A 17,588-nucleotide genomic window follows, 5' to 3' on the forward strand; every position below is an offset into this window, starting at 1 on the left:
CTCAGGCCTTCGCGGCGACCGCCGCGCCGACGAGCCGCTGCAGACGATCGGGCAGGGCGGGCACGAGGCCGAGGGCCAGGGCGTGCCCCGCATCGGACATCTTCACCCAGGTCTTGGCGACGATGTCGACGATCTTGTCGTCCTCGTGCCGGGCCGCGAAGGGGACGAACTCGTTCTCCAGGAAGACCAGGCAGGCGCAGTCCTCCAGCGCCTGCGCCTCCGGGTCGCGCTTCAGCCGCTCCTTGCGGACGATCGAGCGCGCCCGCGCGATCTCGTCCGGCCCGTAGCCCGCCTCCGCCATCAGGGCGGCCGTGAGGTCGGCGTGGTGGTCCTTCAGGCGGTTGCGCCAGGCGTGGTAGCCGGGCTTGTCCAGCGGGTAGGCGGACCGGGGAATGTCGAACCGGCGGATATGCTGCGCCCTGACCGCGATCCGCAGGGCATCCGACGCATCCGGGACGAGGCAGTCGAGCCAGTGCGACATGCGTTCGCCGTACAGGACCGCATAAGGCTTCGTCCCGCCCTCCGCCTCGACGAGGGTCGGGTCGGCCGCGTTGGCGGCGTCGATGGCCGCGTAGGCGCGGGCGAGGCGGTCGGTCGGGTCGGGCATGGGTCACTCCGGGGCGCGCCGGCGGCGCCGGCCTGTTCTCGCCGCTCCGCCGCCGCGGGGCAAGTCCTCGGCGCGCCGGTGTCTCTCAGGGCTTGACCAGGAGCAGCGGCTGACCGCCCTCCTTGGCCGCCTTGGCGTAGCTGCCGTCCTCCTGCGGGACGAAGGAGAGCGAAGCGCCGGTGGCACCGAGGAGGACCAGCTCGTTCCCCTGCCGGGCCCAGCCGCTGAGCTGCAGGCGGGTCACCGCTTGCGCGCAGCCGGGCGAGAGGGTCAGGGCCGAGGCGCCGGGCCGGGCCGGCGAGGCGCCCTCGTGGAGGCTCGCGCGGCACAGCACCTCGCCGGTCGGCCGCTTCATCACCCAGCGCGCCACCACCTTGCCGGCAGCCGCGGGTGCCTGTGCGGCGGGTGCTCCGGGCGCGGGCCCGACGCCCGCGGGCGCGGACGGCTGGAGGGACGGCGTGGCCGGCGCAGCGAAGGCCTGGACCGTGGCGGGCATGGCGGGCCCTGCCGCCGGGCCGACCCCGGGGGCCGCCGGCACGGCCGGCGAGAGCGGCGACGGGGATGCCGTCCCGGCACCCGGCACCGGCGCGGGAACCAGCGCGAGCGGAGCGTTGGCGGGAGGAACCGCGGCGGCCACCACCGGCGGCGGTTTCGGAACCGCAGGCTTGCGCGCCGGGATCGGGAATGCCACCGGGGCGGGGCGGGGGGCCTCCGGCGCCGCGGCAGGCTCCGGCTCGGCGCCGGGAAGATCGAGCGCCGCCACGACGGGCGGGCCGGGCGGCCGCGGCGGCACCCCCCGGGAGGGCAGCGCGGCGGCCTCCGGCGCCCCGGGAGGGGGCTCGGGCGCGGCGGCCGCGGCAATCGAACGGCCTTCGCCGCGCGCGGGAGTCCCGGCCGTGGCCGCGGCCCCCTTCGGCGCCGGCGAGGCCGTCTGCGTCGCGGTCGCCGGCTGACCCGGGCCCGCCGGCGGCGCCGGCACGGCGGCGGCCTGGGGTGCGGGAGCCGGCGTGGCCGGCTTCATCACCAGCGCGCGGCCCGGCGCCTCGTCTTCCCGGAAGATCGAATTCTCGAGCTTGGCAAGGGTGACGATGCGGTTCTGGCTCGCGTCGCGCAGGACGATCCGGCCGCTCTCGTCGAGCTCCCAGTGCGAGGCGCGGGACATGAGGGCGACCTCGCCCCGACAGCCTCCGGAGGTAACCTTCGCCGTGCCGTTCGCTTCGATGGAGAGATTGAGCACGCAGCCCGGACCGCCGGACTCCGGCGCGATCAGCCAGCGTCCCCGGGCCTCTTCCCGGGCGTCGGTCTCGACGGCGCACGACGGACTGGCCGCGGCGGCGAGGAACGTGAAACCTGCCGCGATGACGCCGAGTTTCCGATGAGATGCGCGATCCATCCTGGATCTCCGATCGAGTTCCCGCATGCGTCGCCGGCCCCCATCGCCGACGTCACCCCCAATATCGTGCTCCCCGCTTAACGGTTCGTCTGGTGCGCGGATGGAAAGTTGCGGACCGGACACGGCGCTTTACATGACCCCGCGCGCCGTCGAGGGCAAGCCGCATGACCTGCCGTCGCTGCGATCGGGAGGGGATCGTGACTTTTCCGCCGCGCTCCGGCGGGCGGCCGTCAGCCGAACAGCACGTGCAGCGCGAGGATCACGAGCGCACCCGCCCCGATCCAGAGCGGCACGTGCCCCCGGCGGTTCTCCCGCGCCTCGGCGCGCGCCAGGGCCCGGACGGTGTCGTCGTCCAGCCGGAGGCCGTGGCGCGCCATGTCGGCGAAGCCGGCCGCAATCGCTTCCGCCCGTCCGGCGAGCTTCGGCAGGTTCATCAGGGCGCCGCCGACCGCCCCCGCGCTCGCCGCCGCCTCGCCGAGCTTCGCGGCGGGCCCGAGATTCCGCTCGATCCAGTCCCGCACCACCGGTTCCGAGGTGGTCCAGATGTCGAGGTCCGGGTCGAGCGTGCGCGCCACGCCCTCCACCACCACCATGGTCTTCTGCAGGAGGATCAGCCGGGGCTGGGTCTTCATGTCGAAGACCTCGGTATACTCGAAGAGCTGGTTGAGCAGGTGCGCCATCGAGATCTCGCGCGCCGGGCGGTCGCGCAGCGGCTCGCCGATCGCCCTGAGCGCCTGGGCGAAGACTTCGACCTCCTGGCCCTCGGGCACGTAGCCCGCCTCGAAGTGGACCTCCGCGGTCCGAAGATAATCGCGCCGGATGAAGCCGAACAGGATCTCGGCGAGGAAGCGGCGCTCCGCCTCGTTGAGCCGCCCCATGATGCCGAAATCGACCGCCACCAGGGTGCCGTCCGGGTCGACGAACAGGTTGCCCTGGTGCATGTCCGCATGGAAGAAGCCGTCTCGCATGGCATGGCGCAGGAACGACTGGATGACCACCCGCGACAGCGCCACGAGGTCGATCCCCTGTGCCTCGAGCGCCGCCAGGTTCGCCACCTTGGTGCCGTCGATCCACGCCATGGTGAGGACCTGCTTGGCGGTCCGCTCCCAGTCCACCGCCGGCACGCGGAACGCCGGGTCCCCGCGGGTGTTCTCGGCCATCTCGGAGAGCGCCGCCGCCTCGAGCCGGAGGTCCATCTCCAGCCGGACCGACCGCGCCAGCGTGTCGGCCACGGCGAGCGGGCGCAGCCGCCGCGTCCAGGGCACCAGCCGCTCGATCAGGCGGGCCGCCAGGTAGAAGCTGTCCAAGTCCCGTCGGAACCGCGCCTCGACACCCGGCCGCAGCACCTTGACGGCGACGTCGCGCAGTTCGCCGTCGCGGTCGCGGACCGTCGCCTTGTGAACCTGTGCGATGGAGGCCGCGGCGACCGGCGGCCCGAGCTCGACGAACACTTCCTCGAGCGGCCGCTGCAGGGCACGCTCGATCGACGCCTTGGCGTCCTCGAGCGGGAAGGAGGCCAGGCGGTCCTGCAGGGCCTCCAGGTCGCGCGCCATGGCGCGGCCGACCACGTCCGGGCGCGTCGCCAGGAACTGTCCGAGCTTGACGTAGGAGGGGCCGAGCCGGTTCAGCGCCTCCGAGACCCGGTCGCCGCGGTCGACCTCGCCGAGCCCGCGACGTTCGACGAGCGAGGCGAGCGCCAGCAGCACCCGTCCGGCCGGCGGCGGGTCGGGCGGCGCCATGGCGCGCAGCACGCCCTCCCGCGCCAGCACGAAGCCGGCGCGCAGGAGCCTCAGCGTCGGTCCGACGATGCCCCCCGGCATCAGATCTTCCAGCCTCCGTGGATCGCCGCGATGCCGCCGGTGAGATTGGTGTAGTCCACGCGGGCGAAGCCGGCCTCCCGGATCATCTGCGCGAAGCGCTCCTGGGTCGGGAACTTGGCGATGGATTCGACGAGATAGCGGTAGGGGTCGTCGTCCCCGGCGATGATCCGGCCCATGAGGGGGATCACGCGGAACGAATAGGCCTCGTAGATCCGGTCGAGCAGAGGAACGTCCACCGCCGAGAATTCCAGGCAGAGGAACCGCCCGCCCGGCCGCAGCACCCGGTACGCCTCGGCGAGCGCCTTTTCGATCCGCGGCACGTTCCGGATGCCGAACGCGATCGTGTAGGCGTCGAAGCGGCCGCTCTCGAAGGGCAGGTCCTCCGCGTTCGCCTCCACGAAGTCGATCCGGTCACCGAAGGGCCGCGTCCCGGCCCTCTTGCGGCCGACCTCCAGCATGGAGCCGTTGATGTCCGCGACCGTCACCCGGGCGTGGCCGTCGGCCCGCTCGGCGATGCGGAACGCGATGTCGCCCGTCCCGCCCGCCACGTCCAGCACCGAGAAGGGCCGGCGGCCGCCGCGCGGCGGCGCGAGACGCGACACCATGGCGTCCTTCCACAGCCGGTGCAGGCCGCCCGACATGGCGTCGTTCATCACGTCGTAGCGGTCCGCGACCTTGTGGAAGACGTCGTCCACCATCTCCTGCTTGGCCCCGAGCGGCACCTCGCGGAAGCCGAAGCTCGCTGTCCGGCCCGCCTCGTTGCCCCCTACGGCCCCGATGGGAAGGGCTTCGGGGGTGGCGTTCGGCTCGGCGGATCGGTTCAGCGCCATGGCGGTCTCCTGGAGTCGGCCGGGACCATAACGGAAGCCGCCGTGCGATGCCATCGGCCGATGGCGGGTGGACGGCGCGCCGCTTTCGCCCCTAGATGCGGCCCTGAACCCGCCGTTGCGCCCGAGCCCGCCCATGCCCGAACTGCCCGAAGTCGAGACCGTCCGCCGGGGCCTCGCGCCCGTCATGGAGGGCGCGCGCTTCGTGTCCGTCGAGTGCCGACGCCCCGACCTGCGCTTTCCCCTGCCGGAACGCTTCGCCGAGCGGCTGGCCGGCCGGACCGTCGCGTCGCTCTCCCGGCGGGCCAAGTATCTGCTCGCCGACCTCGACGACGGCGCCGTCCTGATCATGCATCTCGGCATGTCCGGCTCCTTCCGCATCGCCCTGCCGGACGAGCCCGTGGCGACGCCGGGCGAGTTCCATCGGGAGCGCTCCAAGGACGCCCGCCACGACCATGTGGTCTTCCGGCTCTCGACCGGCGCCACCGTCACCTACAACGACCCCCGTCGCTTCGGCTTCATGACCCTGTCCGAGCGGGCCACCCTCGCTGAGCATCCGCTGATCCGCGGCATCGGCCTGGAGCCGCTCGGCAACGAGCTGACCGGCGAGGCGGTCGCGCGCCTCTTCGCCGGCAAGGCCGCACCCCTCAAGGCGGCGCTGATGGACCAGGGCCTGATCGCCGGCCTCGGCAACATCTACGTCTGCGAGGCCCTCTGGCGGGCGCGCCTGTCGCCGACCCGGGCGGCCGGCACCGTGGCGACCCCCAAGGGCCGGCCGAAGGCGGCGGCCCGCGACCTCGCCGACGCGATCCGCGCCGTCCTGACCGACGCGATCGCGGCCGGCGGTTCCTCGCTGCGCGACTACGTCAACGCCGAGGGCGGCCTCGGCTACTTCCAGCACGCCTTCTCGGTCTACGATCGTGAGGGCGAGCCCTGCCCGCGGCCGTCCTGCGCCGGCGTGGTCGCCCGCCTGGTCCAGTCGAACCGCTCCACCTTCTATTGTCCGGTCTGCCAGCGCTGACGCGGACCGGCCCCTCGTCCATGTTGAATCCGCCCGTCCCCTCCGGTAGCGGTCGAGGCTTGAGCGGCCCGCCGGGCGGGCCGGCGAGCGAGAAGGGGACACCGATGGCCTACGAGAACATCATCGTCGACCGTGAGGGGCGGGTCGGCATCGTGACCCTGAACCGGCCGAAGGCGCTGAACGCCCTGAACTCCGCCCTGATCCGCGAGCTGAACGCGGCGCTCGACGCCTTCGAGGCCGATCCGGAGATCGGCGCCGTCCTGCTGACCGGCTCCGAGAAGGCCTTCGCGGCCGGTGCCGACATCAAGGAGATGGCGACGCTCCAGTACCCCGCCACCTACGTGGACGATTTCATCACCGCCTGGGACCGGGTCTCCCGCTTCCGCAAGCCGATCCTGGCCGCGGTCGCCGGCTACGCGCTCGGCGGCGGCTGCGAGCTCGCCATGATGTGCGACTTCATCATCGCGGCCGACAACGCCCAGTTCGGCCAGCCGGAGATCAAGCTCGGCGTCATGCCGGGCGCCGGCGGCACCCAGCGCCTCGCCCACGCGGTCGGCAAGGCCAAGGCCATGGACCTGTGCCTGACCGGCCGCATGATGGGCGCCGAGGAGGCCGAGCGCGCCGGCCTCGTCGCCCGCGTGGTGCCGCTCGCCGACCTGGCCGCGACGGCCCTGAAGGCGGCGACCGACATCGCCGGCTACTCCCTGCCGGCCGCCATGATGGCCAAGGAGGCGGTCAACCGGGCCATGGAGACGACGCTCGCCGAGGGTCTGCGCTTCGAGCGCCGGGTGTTCCACGCCATGTTCGCCACCGCCGACCAGAAGGAGGGCATGGCCGCCTTCGCCGAGAAGCGCCCGCCGAAGTTCGGGCACCGCTGACCGGCACCGGACGCCCGCGGGCTCCGCGCGTCGTCGAAGGTGTGCCGCCTTCGGCTTTCCGCCGTTGACGCCCCGCCGGGACGTGGCTATAAGCACCGCCTGACCGGTGGCGGCCCGTCCGCCGCCGCTTTCGTTTGAACGGTCTCCGGCGCGTCCGGCCCGGCGGGAGTCGATCCCGTGCGGCGGCAGAGGCGGACGACCGGAGGTTCGGATCCAGGAAAGGCTCGTCCATGGCCAATACGCCGTCCGCCAAGAAGGCGGCCCGCAAGATCGCGCGTCGGACCGCGGTCAACAAGAACCGCCGCAGCCGCGTGCGGACCTACGTGCGCAAGGTCGAGGAGGCGATCGCCTCGGGCGACGCAGCGGCGGCCGCCGCTGCCCTGAAGGCCGCCCAGCCGGAGCTGCAGCGTGCCGCCTCCAAGGGCGTCATGCACCGGAACACCGCGTCCCGGAAGATCTCCCGCCTCGCTCAGAGGTTGAAGGGTCTCGGAGCCTGACGGTTCCGTTACGACGGCGCGAAGGGTCCGCCATCCGGGCCTGAAGCGCCCCGAACCAGCTCCAAGCCCGGGTCTCGCACCCGGGCTTTTTGTTTGCCGCGAAACCGGTGCGAAGGCCTCTTGGCAAGAATCCCGTAGCCTCGCGAAGGCCTCCGGCATGACAGGAATTCTTGAACCCGTTCAAGCGCTTGACGACATGTCCGGAACCCCCCTTCGGAATCGCCGGCATGACCGGGAGTCAAGGGGGAGCGCTTCATTTTTTTTCGTCGGCGAAGGGCCGACGCGCGAAACGAACGACCCTCTCGGGGAACCCCGTTGAGTCCGAAGGACTTGACGAACGGGGGCGAAGAACGCCTGCCATCCAGGGTGGGTCGTTCCGGCAACACTCCGTCCGACCGGCCCCCGATCGGAGTTGCAGGCCCCAAACCGCCTGTGTAAAGTTCAGGCCATGGAAGGCGACGCCTTCCGAAGTCAGCCGCGAATGAGTAGCTAGCAGGGGCTCCTGGAGAGCAATGGTCATGTTGTGCCAATCAAATGGTGCTCGTGATGATCTGTCGAGGGTGCATGATGCAGTATCTGCTCTAGGCGTGACTAGGGGTACGCAGCAGTTCGTCTTGTTCGCGTAACAGAATTCATAAAAAAGACTATCGGCAGCGAGCGGACAGAAGTCCGTCGTCGGGGGCATTGATGTCGACATCGAGAGGCAGCGCCTGTGCGGGCCATGAAGGTCCCGCAAAGGCCAGGATAGTTTTGTCCGCCGGCGGCCCATGGGGTCCGGCGGACGGGCGGACGACACCCGTTCGGAGCCGCCGCGGCCCTGCCGCCGGTCGGCCGCCCGCCGAGCGCCGCGGTGCGCTGACCCGCCCGGGAGGGCGATCACGAAGGGAACCCGGATCTGGCATGGCATTGTGGGATGCCGACCGGTTTTCGTGGGGCGGATGCTCGTCCCGTAACCGGGCGCCGCTGGCAGTCCGGCGCACCGGATGATCGGGCGAAACTGAAAAATTCGGCGATGGATGACCGCCCGGCCTCAGTGACGGCCGAGGGTTCCCCCTTGCCATGTGTTCGCGTCGGAACGCGCCGCGTAGTCGAGATGGAATGCCGGGACGACGACTTTGGCGGGTCGTCCGGACGGCGAGAGGCAGGAGGCACGGAAACGATGTCGGTCGGGCTGACGGGCCATGCGGAATGGGATCGCATCAAGAAGCGCCTCAGGGCGGAACTGGGCGAGGACGTATTCACGAGCTGGTTCGCCAGGGTCGACCTGGAGGCGCTCGGAGACGGCGTCGTGCACCTGTCGGTGCCGACCCGCTTTCTGAAGAACTGGCTGCAATCGCGCTATCGTGACCGGCTCATGGGCCTGTGCCAGGACGAATTCGGCGGCGTGCAGCAGATCGAATTCACCGTGCGCAGCGCCATCCGCCCGCGCGGCCCCGGCGCCCCCGAGGCCTGGACCTCGCCGGCGCCCCAGGGCGTCGCGGTCGACCACCGCCAGATCAAGGTGCCGCTCGCCCAGGCCGCCCGCCTCGTCCTCGACGGGCCGGCCCCGACGAGCGAGATCCGCCTCGACGACGCCCTCGTCGGCTCGCCGCTCGACCCGCGCTACACCTTCGCCAGCTTCGTCGAGGGCCGCTCCAACAGCTTCGCCCTCGCCGCAGCCCGCCGCGTCGCCGAGTCCCGCCCCGGAGAATCGGTCGGCTTCAACCCGCTCTTCGTCCATGCCGCCGTCGGCCTCGGCAAGACCCACCTTCTCCAGGCGATCGCCCGAGCGGCCAAGGACGCCGGCCGGCGCGTGCTCTACCTGACCGCAGAGCACTTCATGTACCGCTTCGTGTCGGCCCTCAAGGCGCAGTCGGCCATCGCATTCAAGGAGAACCTTCGCGGCATCGATCTCCTCCTGATCGACGACATGCAGTTCCTCCAGGGCCGCCAGATCCAGCAGGAATTCTGCCACACGCTGAACTCCCTGATCGACGGCTCCCGCCAGGTCGTGGTCGCCGCGGACCGCCCGCCGGTCGAGCTCGAGACGCTGGACGAACGCGTCCGCTCCCGCCTCGGTGGCGGGCTGCTCGTCGAGATCGCCGCCCCGGATTTCGACCTCCGCCGCGCGATCGTCTCCAACCGGGTCGTCGCCGCCCGCCGACTCTTCCCGACCCTCGCGGTCTCCGAGGCGGTGATCGACTTCGTCGCCGAGAACGTCACCTCGAGCGGCCGGGACCTGGACGGCGCGGTCAACCGGCTGGCCGCCCATGCCCAGTTCTCCGGCGAGCCGGTCGGCATAGAGACCGCCGAGACGGCCTTGCGCGACCTGCTGCGGGTCCGCGAGGCCCGGCGCGTGAAGATCGAGGACATCCAGCGCGCCGTCTGCAAGCAGTACAACGTCTCCAAGGCCGACCTCCTGTCGAGCCGCCGCACCCGCACGGTGGTCCGCCCCCGGCAGATCGCCATGTACCTGTCCAAGACCCTGACGCCCCGTTCGCTCCCCGAGATCGGCCGCCGCTTCGGCAACCGCGACCACACCACGGTCCTGCATGCCGTCCGCAAGATCGAGGACATGATCAAGACCGACCGGGGCTTCGCCGACGAGGTCGAGGTCCTGAAACGCCAGATCGACAGCTGACCGGCGCGCACCGGGCAGGGTTTCGAGGCCGCCGCCGGTCCGCCGGGGCGGCCTCTCGCGTTGCGGGGGCGGCCGGGCGCTCCTCCGAAGGTCAGGGGCGAGCGGCTGCCCCGGCCTGTTGCGCCGCCCCCTCCGCCTGCTATACCGCTGCCGGGCGGCCGCGGGCCGCGGCGCGCGGAGAAGCCGATGTCGGAGATGCGTCTGATCGTGGTCGGAGCCGCCGGCCGCATGGGCCAGGCGCTCGTTCGCGCCGTCGCCGCCGCCGAGGGCGTGACGCTGTCCGGCGCCGTCGAGCGGGCGGGCTCGCCCCATCTCGGTCGCGACGCCGGCGCGGTCGCCGGCCTGGAGCCGCTCGGCGTCCCGATCTCGGACGACCCCCTGCCGCTCTTCGCCGCCGCCGACGGCGTGCTCGACTTCACCAGCCCGGCCGCCACCGTCCAGTTCGCCGAGCTCGCCGCCCAGGCGCGCATCGTCCACGTGGTCGGCACCACCGGCTGCTCGGCCGACGACGAGGCGAAGATCCACGCCGCCGCCCGCCACGCGGTGGTGGTGAAGTCCGGCAACATGAGCCTCGGCGTCAACCTCCTCGCCCAACTGGTCCGTCAGGCCGCGCGCGCGCTCGACGCCGAGTTCGACATCGAGGTCGTCGAGATGCACCACCGCATGAAGGTGGACGCGCCCTCCGGCACCGCGCTCCTGCTCGGCGAGGCGGCCGCAGCGGGGCGCGGCGTCGACCTCGGCGCCCATTCGGCGCGCGGCCGCGACGGCCACACCGGCGCGCGCCGCACCGGCGATATCGGCTTCGCGTCGCTGCGCGGCGGCACGGTGGTGGGCGACCATACGGTCGTCTTCGCCGGACCCGGCGAGCGCATCGAGCTGTCGCACCGGGCCGAGGACCGGTCGCTCTTCGCCCGCGGTGCCCTGCGCGCCGCCCTGTGGGGCCGCGGGCGCAAGCCCGGCCTCTACACGATGGCCGACGTGCTCGGCTTTTCCGACTGAAGGACACGCGCGAGATGGAACGTCTTCTGGTCCTGTGCCGTCACGGCGAGAGCGAGTGGAACAGGCTCAACCTGTTCACCGGCTGGAAGGACCCGGACCTGACCGAGAAGGGCATCGCCGAGGCACGCGCCGCCGGCCGGAAGCTGAAGGCGCTCGGGCTCGACTTCGACGTTTGCTACACCTCGGCTCTGAAGCGGGCGCAGACCACCCTCGACCTCATGCTCGAGGAGCTCGGCCGGAAGGACCTGCCGATCATCCGCGACCAGGCTCTCAACGAGCGCGACTACGGCGAGCTTTCGGGGCTCAACAAGGACGACGCCCGCAAGCGCTGGGGCGCGGAGCAGGTCCATGTCTGGCGCCGCTCCTACGACGTGCCCCCGCCCGGCGGCGAAAGCCTCAAGGACACGGCCGACCGGGTGCTGCCCTATTTCGAGGCCCGCATCATGCCCGACGTCATGGCCGGCCGGCGCGTGCTCGTCTCCGCCCACGGCAACTCGCTGCGCGCCCTGATCATGAAGCTCGAGGGCCTGACCGGCGAGGAGATCGTCCGCCGCGAACTCGCCACCGGCGTCCCCATCGTCTACCGCTTCGCGGCCGACGGATCGGTCACGTCCAAGCAGGACCTCGCGGGCTGACGGGAAGCCTGGAGCCCGCCGGCGGCCCCTCTCCCCGGTCACAGGCACACCGCTCTCCGCCCGCATCCCCGGCCGGAGTGCAGCGGAAGGGACGGGGCCTAGCGCTCTCCACCGGCCGCAGCCCTGCGGTCGAGGCCTGCCCTGGGCCCCCAAATCTGCGGTGCTCGCGCGCCTTGTCCGGAGAAGCAGGGCCGGGGATTCGGGGGGCGGCAGGGGCCGGGACCGCGGTCGGAAGGTGGGCGGCGACCGCCCGGATCTCACTTGAAGGGGATTGTGAAGGTCGCCAGGCCGCCGTAGCCGACGCCGCCGCCCTGCTTCTCGCCGACATTGGCCTGCAGGCCGAAGACGCCGACATTGGTCTTGTAGGAGGCCTGCGCGGTGGCGCTGGCGAGGTTGTCCTTGTACATGGCACCGACGCCGACACTGAGCTGGCCGGCCTCGTAGTTGGCCTTGAGGCCGAGATTGACCAGGTGGGTCGCCGGCTTCGCGCTGCCGTCGAGCGTGATCTTGATCGGCCCGGACTTGACCGCCGCCTCGCCCTCGATCTGCTGGATCACCGGCCCTTCGGCGAGTACGCCGAGCTTCAGCTCGAGCTTGAGCTTCTGCCAGTTCGCGACGGTCGACACCTCGCCGCCGAGGAGCTGGGCGGTCGGATCGAAGCGCAGCTTGCCGACCGACAGCGAGAAGGCCCCGACCGTCAGAATCTTGAAGCTCTTGTCCTTGAGCGGGTCCGTCACCGCGTCGACGATGCCGCCGCCCGTCCGCGTCACGTACAGGACCGTCCCGGTCCCGACCACCAGCGCCGCACCGACGATGTAGAGGACGGTGCTGTTCTTGTCGACCCAGACCCCGAGGTTGGACGAGGCGGCCGCCTTCTTGAAGCTCTCGAGGCTCTTCTCCAGCCGCTTGTACTCGGCGGTCTCCTTGACCTGGTCGAGCACCTTCTTGCTGGCCGCGTCGTACACGCCCTTGCCGAGCGACTCGACCAGCTTCTGCGCGTCCTCGCCCGAAACCACGGTTTCGGCGGCGGTACCGCGCGACTTGGCGAAATCGAGCAGCGTCTTCTTGATGGCCGCCTGCGTCGCGGGATCGGTCAGCGCGGTGGCGACCTGCTGCGGAATGGCGGTCACCTCGGCGTCGAGCAGCCGGAAACTAAGCACGATGATCTCGTGGCCTGCGTCGATGACGTCGGTTTGCGGGTCGGCCATGATGCCGGAACCTCCGAATGTCGAACTGTGAAACGCGCCCGCCTGACGCGGGGCTCCGCCGGGCCAGGGGTCCCGGGGCGCACCGGATGCAGGCCGGAGAATACGATTAGAGCGTGCCAGCACCCGTGCTCACGGTCCAGTCAAGTCGGTTCACGAATGGCGAGACCCGCGCGTGAGCGCCCGGGCCGTCAGGCCGCCGCCACCCGGCCCGCCTCCCAGCCCAGGATGGCGCGCTTGCGCGTCAGGCCCCAGTGGTAACCGCAGAGGTCGCCGCCGCGCCCGAGCACCCGGTGGCACGGCACCACGAAGCTGATCGGATTGCGCCCGACCGCCGCCCCGACCGCCCGGCTCGCCTTCGGCGACCCGATGCCCGCGGCGATGTCCGAATAGGTGGTGGCCCGCCCCATCGGGATCTTGAGAAGCTTGCGCCAGACCCGGATCTCGAAGTCCGAACCGATCAGCACGACGTTGAGCGGCCGGTCCGCCTGCCACTCGGCCGGGTCGAACACGCGCCGGACGAAAGGCGCGGTCGCCTCCTGGTTCGCCACGAAGTCGGCCTCCGGCCAGCGCCGCGTCATGTCGGCGAGCGCCGCCGCCTCGCCGCCCTCCTCGGCAAAGCCGAGCCCGGCGAGCCCGTGCTCGGTCACCACCGCCAGCGCCGTGCCGAACGGGGAGGGGTGGAACCCGGTGCGCATCACGAGCCCGCGGCCGCGCGCCCGGTAGGCCCCGGGGGTCATGGCCTCGTGGGTGACGAAGAGGTCGTGCAGCCGTCCCGGGCCCGACAACCCGACCTCGTAGGTGGTGTCGAGCACGCTCGCGGAGGCCCGGAGCAGGTCCCGCGCCGCATCGAGCGTGATGGCCTGCAGGAAGGCCTTCGGGGTCAGCCCGGCCCAGCGCACGAGCAGCCGCTGCAGTTGCACGGGGGTCAGCCCCAGCCGGCGCGCCACCTCCTCCACGGTGGGCTGCGCGCGCCAGCGCTCGGACATGATCTCGATCGCGTCGCGGACGATCCGGTAGTCCCGCTCCGCCGCGCCGTCCTCGAGGTCGGTCGCGTGGTCCCGGTCCGCGGTCTCCGCCAGGGCGGTCTGAAGCGTCATGATGGGCCTCGTCGCAAGCTGGACCGTCCGGGGGCGGCCTTCGGACGGGACACTAGCGGCGCCGCGCCCCCCGGGACACCCGATTTCGGACGCTCAGGCCGGGTTGCCGACCGGGCCGCCGGAGCGCGCGGTGGCGAGCGCGGCCTTGAGGGCGCCCGCGAAGCTCGTCCGGTCGTCCGGGTTCAGGAAGGCGCCCACGTCGACCGCGCGCCCGCGCGAGAAGAGCGCGATGCGGGTGACGCCCTCGTCCTCGACATGGACCACCTCCAGCCGCACCCACACCGGGTTGAACCGGTATTCCGTGCGCCGTCCGCCGGGCGAGACCTTGCGCACCAGGATCTCCTGCGCCGAGACCTCCACCACCTCGAAGGCGCGGGCCGAGCGGTAGCTGAGCCGGAACGCCAGCCACATGACGGCGACGTCGAGCCCCAGGAAGCCGCTGATCGGCCAGGCCCCGATCTTCCAGAACAGGAGGCCGGTGGCGAAGCAGACGGCCGAGAGGCACGTCATCAGCACCACGAACCCGCGCGGGCCGAGGGACCGGTGGGGCGTCAGCACGGCGGAAAAGAACGGCCGCCCGGCGGCCTCGGCGTTGCTGTCCGTCATGGAGACCCAGTATAGAAAGCGGATGCGCGCACGTAAGCAGAATCCCGATCCCAAATCCGTGAAGGTTGCGAGCGTTCCGGAAAAGCCGGCGCGGCCCCCCGCCGCAACCGCGAAGCCGGGCGGCGCGAAGGCCCCGAGCGGACCCAAGGCCCCGAGCGGCCCCAAGGCCGCGGGCCGCGCCAAGGCCGCGGGCCCGGGAGGCCGGGCCGCCCAGGGCAAGGCGCCAGCGGCGGGATCGGCCTATACGGAGGCCGAGGTCCGGGCCATCTTCGAGCGCTTCCGGGCCGTGGAGCCGGAGCCCCGGGGCGAGCTCGCCCACGTCAACCCCTTCACGCTCCTGGTCGCCGTGGTGCTCTCCGCCCAGGCGACCGACGCGGGCGTCAACAAGGCCACCGCCGGGCTCTTCCGTCTCGCCGACACGCCCGCCAGGATGGTCGCCCTCGGCGAGGAGCGCGTCCGCGACCTCATCAAGACGATCGGCCTCTTCAACACCAAGGCGAAGAACACGATCCTGCTCTCGCAGGCGCTCCTCGACCGCTTCGGCGGCGAGGTGCCGCGCGACCGGGACGCCCTGACCACCCTGCCGGGCGTCGGCCGCAAGACCGCCAACGTCGTGCTGAACGGGGCCTTCGGGGAGCCGACCATCGCGGTCGACACCCACATCCTGCGCCTCGGCAACCGCCTGCACCTGGCGCCCGGGCGCAACCCCGACGAGGTCGAGGCGGAGCTGATGCGCATCGTGCCCGGCGAGTTCCTCCGGCACGCCCACCACTGGCTGATCCTGCATGGCCGCTACGTCTGCAAGGCCCGCCGACCCGAGTGCGAGCGCTGCGTGATCGCCGACCTGTGCCGCTACGAGGGCAAGACCAACGCGGTCCCGGTGCCCGTCGAGGTCGCCCGCGGCGAATATCCGAGCGGTCCCGTGGTCGGCTGAGCCGGCCGCCCGGTCAGGACGCCTCGAGCGACTGCCACTGCCCCGCCTCGATCTTGGAGGCGGCGATGACGGCCTGGGTCCGGCTCTCGACGCCGAGCTTCTGCAGGATGGCGGAGACGTGCGCCTTGACGGTCGCCTCCGAGACGCTGAGCTCGTAGGCGATCTGCTTGTTGAGCAGCCCTTCGCTGAGCATCATGAGCACGCGCACCTGCTGGGGCGTCAGCGTCGACAGCCGCTGCACGAGCTTCGCGGTCTCGTCGGGCGGGAGCGCGGCCAGGTCGACGTCCGGCGGCGTCCAGACGCCCCCGTCCATGACGGTCGTCAGGGCCGCGCGGATGGAGTCGGTGCCGAGCGACTTCGGCACGTAGCCGGCCGCACCGAACTCCATGCAGCGCCGGACGGTCGCCGGGTCCTCGTTGGCCGAGACGACGACGATCGGTACCTGCGAATACTGGGCCCGCAGGTACATGAGCCCCGAGAAGCCGCGCACGCCGGGCATATTGAGGTCGAGCAGCACGAGGTCGACCTCGCCGCCCTCCTCCAGGAGCTTCGAAACGGCGTCGAGCGACCCCGCCTCCGCGATCGAGACGCCGTCGAACATCGATTCGAGCGTCTGCCGCAGGGCACCCCGGAACAGCGGGTGGTCGTCCGCGATGATGAACTTGTAGCCCGTTGTCGGCGCCAAGGCGGCCCCCCCGGATTCTGCGTTGACCTCCCAGGTCCCCCCGCCGTCTTGGTGCGGCGGACGGGCCACGACCGGGCCGGCAGTGTCCCGTTTCCGATCGTATTCGGAATTATCGCGGGCGCGTTGACCAGGCGCAAGGGCGTAGAGCCCCGGAAGATGCCGTTCGGTCAAAGATTTGGACGGCCTGCGCGAACCCCGATCGAGCCGCCCGATCCCGATCCTGCACCCAGCCGCCCGGATCCCATCCCGCCGCGGAGTCGATCGCATAACCGAACGTTGACGCCAACCAATTCTGTGTAAAGCATGAGAACACGGTCGCGACTCCCCGATGCTGCGGACGGACCGCGGGACGCAGGCCGGCCCGCGGGGGAGCACCGGGGGGATGAGAGGCCGGCGGGCTCCTTTTCGGGGCCGGAACAGTCTTGACGAGGAGCCCCATCTTGGCCGAACGCCTTCCACTCTACCCGCCCCTCGAGCCTTATCGGACGGGCCGCATCCGCGTCTCCGAGATCCACGAGATCTACTACGAGGAATGCGGGAACCCCCAGGGCAAGCCGACCCTGCTGGTTCACGGCGGCCCCGGCGGCGGCTCGAACCCGACGATGCGCCGGCTGCACGACCCCGCCCACTACCGGATCGTCCTGTTCGACCAGCGCGGGTGCGGCCGATCCACCCCGCACGCCGAACTGCGCGAGAACACCACCTGGGACCTCGTGGCCGACATGGAGCGGCTGCGGGTCCACCTCGGAATACCCGTCTGGCAGGTCGTCGGCGGCTCCTGGGGCTCGACCCTGGCTCTCGCCTATGCGCAGACCCATCCGGGCCGTGTCACCGAACTGATCCTGCGCGGGATCTTCACGCTCCGCCGCAAGGAACTCCACTGGTTCTACCAGGAAGGGGCCGACCACATCTTCCCCGACCTCTTCGCGCCCTACCGGGCCCTGATCCCTCCGGACGAGCGCCACGACATGATCGCGGCCTACCATCGCCGCCTCGTCTCGGACGACCCCGCCCTGCGCCTCGCCGCGGCTCGCGCCTGGAGCACCTGGGAGGGCGGGGCGCTCTCCCTCCTGCCCGACCCGGGCCGGGTCGCGGCCTTCGCGGAGGACTCCTATGCGCTCGCCTTCGCCCGCATCGAATGCCACTACTTCGTCAACGGCGGCTTCTTCCGGTCCGACGGGCAGCTCCTCGAAGACGTGGACCGGATCAGGCACATCCCCGGCGTGATCGTCCACGGCCGCTACGACATGTGCACCCCGGTCTTCATCGCCTTCGACCTCGCCGACCGCTGGCCGGAGGCCGAACTCCGCATCGTTCCGGACGCCGGGCACGCCGTCACGGAGCCCGGGATCGTCCACGAACTCGTCACCGCCACGGACCGCTTCAGGGGGACCGCCTGAGCCGCGCGTGGAGCGTCGGCAGCCGCCAGGCCAGCCACGCCATGGTGACGATGTTGCCCAGCACCATCATCGCGGCGACGAGCAGTACGGCGACCCACCGGCGCTCCTCCGCCATGGCGATGACCAGGGCCGACACGGCGAATCCCGCATAGAGGTCCGCAAGGGTGACGAGGCCCCAGGGATCGGCGGTGATCCGCGCGAAGCTCTCCGAGAACGAGGCCGCCCCGGCCGCCCACAGGATCAGGGCCGCGAAGGCCGCGGCGGCGGCGAGGTACAGCACACGCACGATGGACAAGGCTTTCTCCGTCGGGGTGCGTCGGCGGCGGCCGCACGCCCGCGGTCTACGCATCCCGTCTCGGGA

17 protein-coding genes are annotated in these 17,588 nt (G+C 71.6%); 8 read left to right on the plus strand and 9 right to left on the minus strand.

The window, feature by feature from the left end; translation table 11 throughout:
- Nucleotide 1 precedes the first annotated feature (1 nt).
- The 4 genes from WBG79_RS01825 to ubiE all read right to left on the minus strand — a co-directional run bounded on the left by WBG79_RS01825 (nt 2) and on the right by ubiE (nt 4,650).
- The gene (locus WBG79_RS01825; protein ID WP_337355403.1) at nt 2-607 is read right to left on the minus strand and encodes a DUF4202 domain-containing protein; all 606 of its coding nucleotides are present in this window, start codon (nt 605-607) and stop codon (nt 2-4) included.
- A gap of 85 nt (nt 608-692) precedes the next feature.
- Complete coding sequence (locus WBG79_RS01830; RefSeq protein ID WP_337355404.1) at nt 693-2,000, minus strand: AprI/Inh family metalloprotease inhibitor; 1,308 nt, start codon at nt 1,998-2,000, stop codon at nt 693-695.
- A 230-nt stretch (nt 2,001-2,230) separates the two neighbouring features.
- Complete coding sequence (gene ubiB, locus WBG79_RS01835; protein WP_337355405.1) at nt 2,231-3,820, minus strand: 2-polyprenylphenol 6-hydroxylase; 1,590 nt, start codon at nt 3,818-3,820, stop codon at nt 2,231-2,233.
- Nucleotides 3,820-4,650 (minus strand): bifunctional demethylmenaquinone methyltransferase/2-methoxy-6-polyprenyl-1,4-benzoquinol methylase UbiE, encoded by an 831-nt coding sequence (gene ubiE, locus WBG79_RS01840; protein WP_337355406.1) that lies wholly within the window; start codon nt 4,648-4,650, stop codon nt 3,820-3,822. Before ubiE ends, ubiB begins: the two co-directional genes overlap by 1 nt.
- 133 nt (nt 4,651-4,783) lie before the next feature.
- Between ubiE and mutM the strand changes: the two genes are divergently transcribed.
- From mutM to WBG79_RS01870, 6 genes are all read left to right on the plus strand, one after another.
- Nucleotides 4,784-5,668 (plus strand): bifunctional DNA-formamidopyrimidine glycosylase/DNA-(apurinic or apyrimidinic site) lyase, encoded by an 885-nt coding sequence (mutM, locus tag WBG79_RS01845; RefSeq protein ID WP_337355407.1) that lies wholly within the window; start codon nt 4,784-4,786, stop codon nt 5,666-5,668.
- A 104-nt stretch (nt 5,669-5,772) separates the two neighbouring features.
- Nucleotides 5,773-6,546, plus strand: coding sequence for an enoyl-CoA hydratase (locus tag WBG79_RS01850; RefSeq protein ID WP_337355408.1), 774 nt, complete (start codon nt 5,773-5,775; stop codon nt 6,544-6,546).
- 230 nt (nt 6,547-6,776) lie between these two features.
- On the plus strand, nt 6,777-7,043 hold the full coding sequence (gene rpsT, locus WBG79_RS01855) for a 30S ribosomal protein S20 (RefSeq protein ID WP_337355409.1): 267 nt from the start codon (nt 6,777-6,779) through the stop codon (nt 7,041-7,043).
- 1,159 nt (nt 7,044-8,202) lie between these two features.
- Entirely contained in the window at nt 8,203-9,663 is a 1,461-nt protein-coding gene (dnaA, locus tag WBG79_RS01860) for a chromosomal replication initiator protein DnaA (RefSeq protein WP_337355410.1), read from the plus strand.
- Between the two features lie 186 nt (nt 9,664-9,849).
- Complete coding sequence (gene dapB, locus WBG79_RS01865) at nt 9,850-10,662, plus strand: 4-hydroxy-tetrahydrodipicolinate reductase (protein WP_337355411.1); 813 nt, start codon at nt 9,850-9,852, stop codon at nt 10,660-10,662.
- 14 nt (nt 10,663-10,676) lie between these two features.
- On the plus strand, nt 10,677-11,297 hold the full coding sequence (locus WBG79_RS01870; RefSeq protein ID WP_337355412.1) for a 2,3-bisphosphoglycerate-dependent phosphoglycerate mutase: 621 nt from the start codon (nt 10,677-10,679) through the stop codon (nt 11,295-11,297).
- A 257-nt stretch (nt 11,298-11,554) separates the two neighbouring features.
- On the opposite strand, the gene WBG79_RS01875 is transcribed toward WBG79_RS01870, so the two are convergent.
- The 3 genes from WBG79_RS01875 to WBG79_RS01885 all read right to left on the minus strand — a co-directional run bounded on the left by WBG79_RS01875 (nt 11,555) and on the right by WBG79_RS01885 (nt 14,208).
- A complete protein-coding gene (locus tag WBG79_RS01875) occupies nt 11,555-12,505 on the minus strand; it encodes a hypothetical protein (RefSeq protein WP_337355413.1) in 951 nt (316 codons plus the stop codon).
- 188 nt (nt 12,506-12,693) lie between these two features.
- Nucleotides 12,694-13,602: a bifunctional helix-turn-helix domain-containing protein/methylated-DNA--[protein]-cysteine S-methyltransferase gene (locus WBG79_RS01880; protein WP_337355414.1), complete on the minus strand. Its 909-nt coding sequence runs from the start codon at nt 13,600-13,602 to the stop codon at nt 12,694-12,696.
- Between the two features lie 93 nt (nt 13,603-13,695).
- On the minus strand, nt 13,696-14,208 hold the full coding sequence (locus tag WBG79_RS01885; protein ID WP_337355415.1) for a DUF2244 domain-containing protein: 513 nt from the start codon (nt 14,206-14,208) through the stop codon (nt 13,696-13,698).
- A gap of 22 nt (nt 14,209-14,230) precedes the next feature.
- Here WBG79_RS01885 and nth point away from each other — a divergent pair, with 22 nt between their 5' ends.
- Complete coding sequence (gene nth / locus WBG79_RS01890) at nt 14,231-15,142, plus strand: endonuclease III (RefSeq protein WP_443147393.1); 912 nt, start codon at nt 14,231-14,233, stop codon at nt 15,140-15,142.
- 13 nt (nt 15,143-15,155) lie between these two features.
- On the opposite strand, the gene WBG79_RS01895 is transcribed toward nth, so the two are convergent.
- Complete coding sequence (locus WBG79_RS01895; protein WP_337355417.1) at nt 15,156-15,827, minus strand: response regulator transcription factor; 672 nt, start codon at nt 15,825-15,827, stop codon at nt 15,156-15,158.
- Nucleotides 15,828-16,267: 440 nt separating this feature from the next.
- On the opposite strand from WBG79_RS01895, the gene pip reads away from it, so the two are divergent.
- Entirely contained in the window at nt 16,268-17,227 is a 960-nt protein-coding gene (gene pip, locus WBG79_RS01900) for a prolyl aminopeptidase (protein WP_337355418.1), read from the plus strand.
- Here the strand turns inward: pip and WBG79_RS01905 are convergent.
- Nucleotides 17,211-17,522: a hypothetical protein gene (locus tag WBG79_RS01905; RefSeq protein WP_337355419.1), complete on the minus strand. Its 312-nt coding sequence runs from the start codon at nt 17,520-17,522 to the stop codon at nt 17,211-17,213. The two genes, pip and WBG79_RS01905, sit on opposite strands and share 17 nt — an antisense overlap.
- Nucleotides 17,523-17,588: the final 66 nt, after the last annotated feature.

This window comes from Prosthecomicrobium sp. N25 (assembly GCF_037203705.1).
In the GTDB taxonomy this organism is placed as follows: domain Bacteria; phylum Pseudomonadota; class Alphaproteobacteria; order Rhizobiales; family Ancalomicrobiaceae; genus Prosthecodimorpha.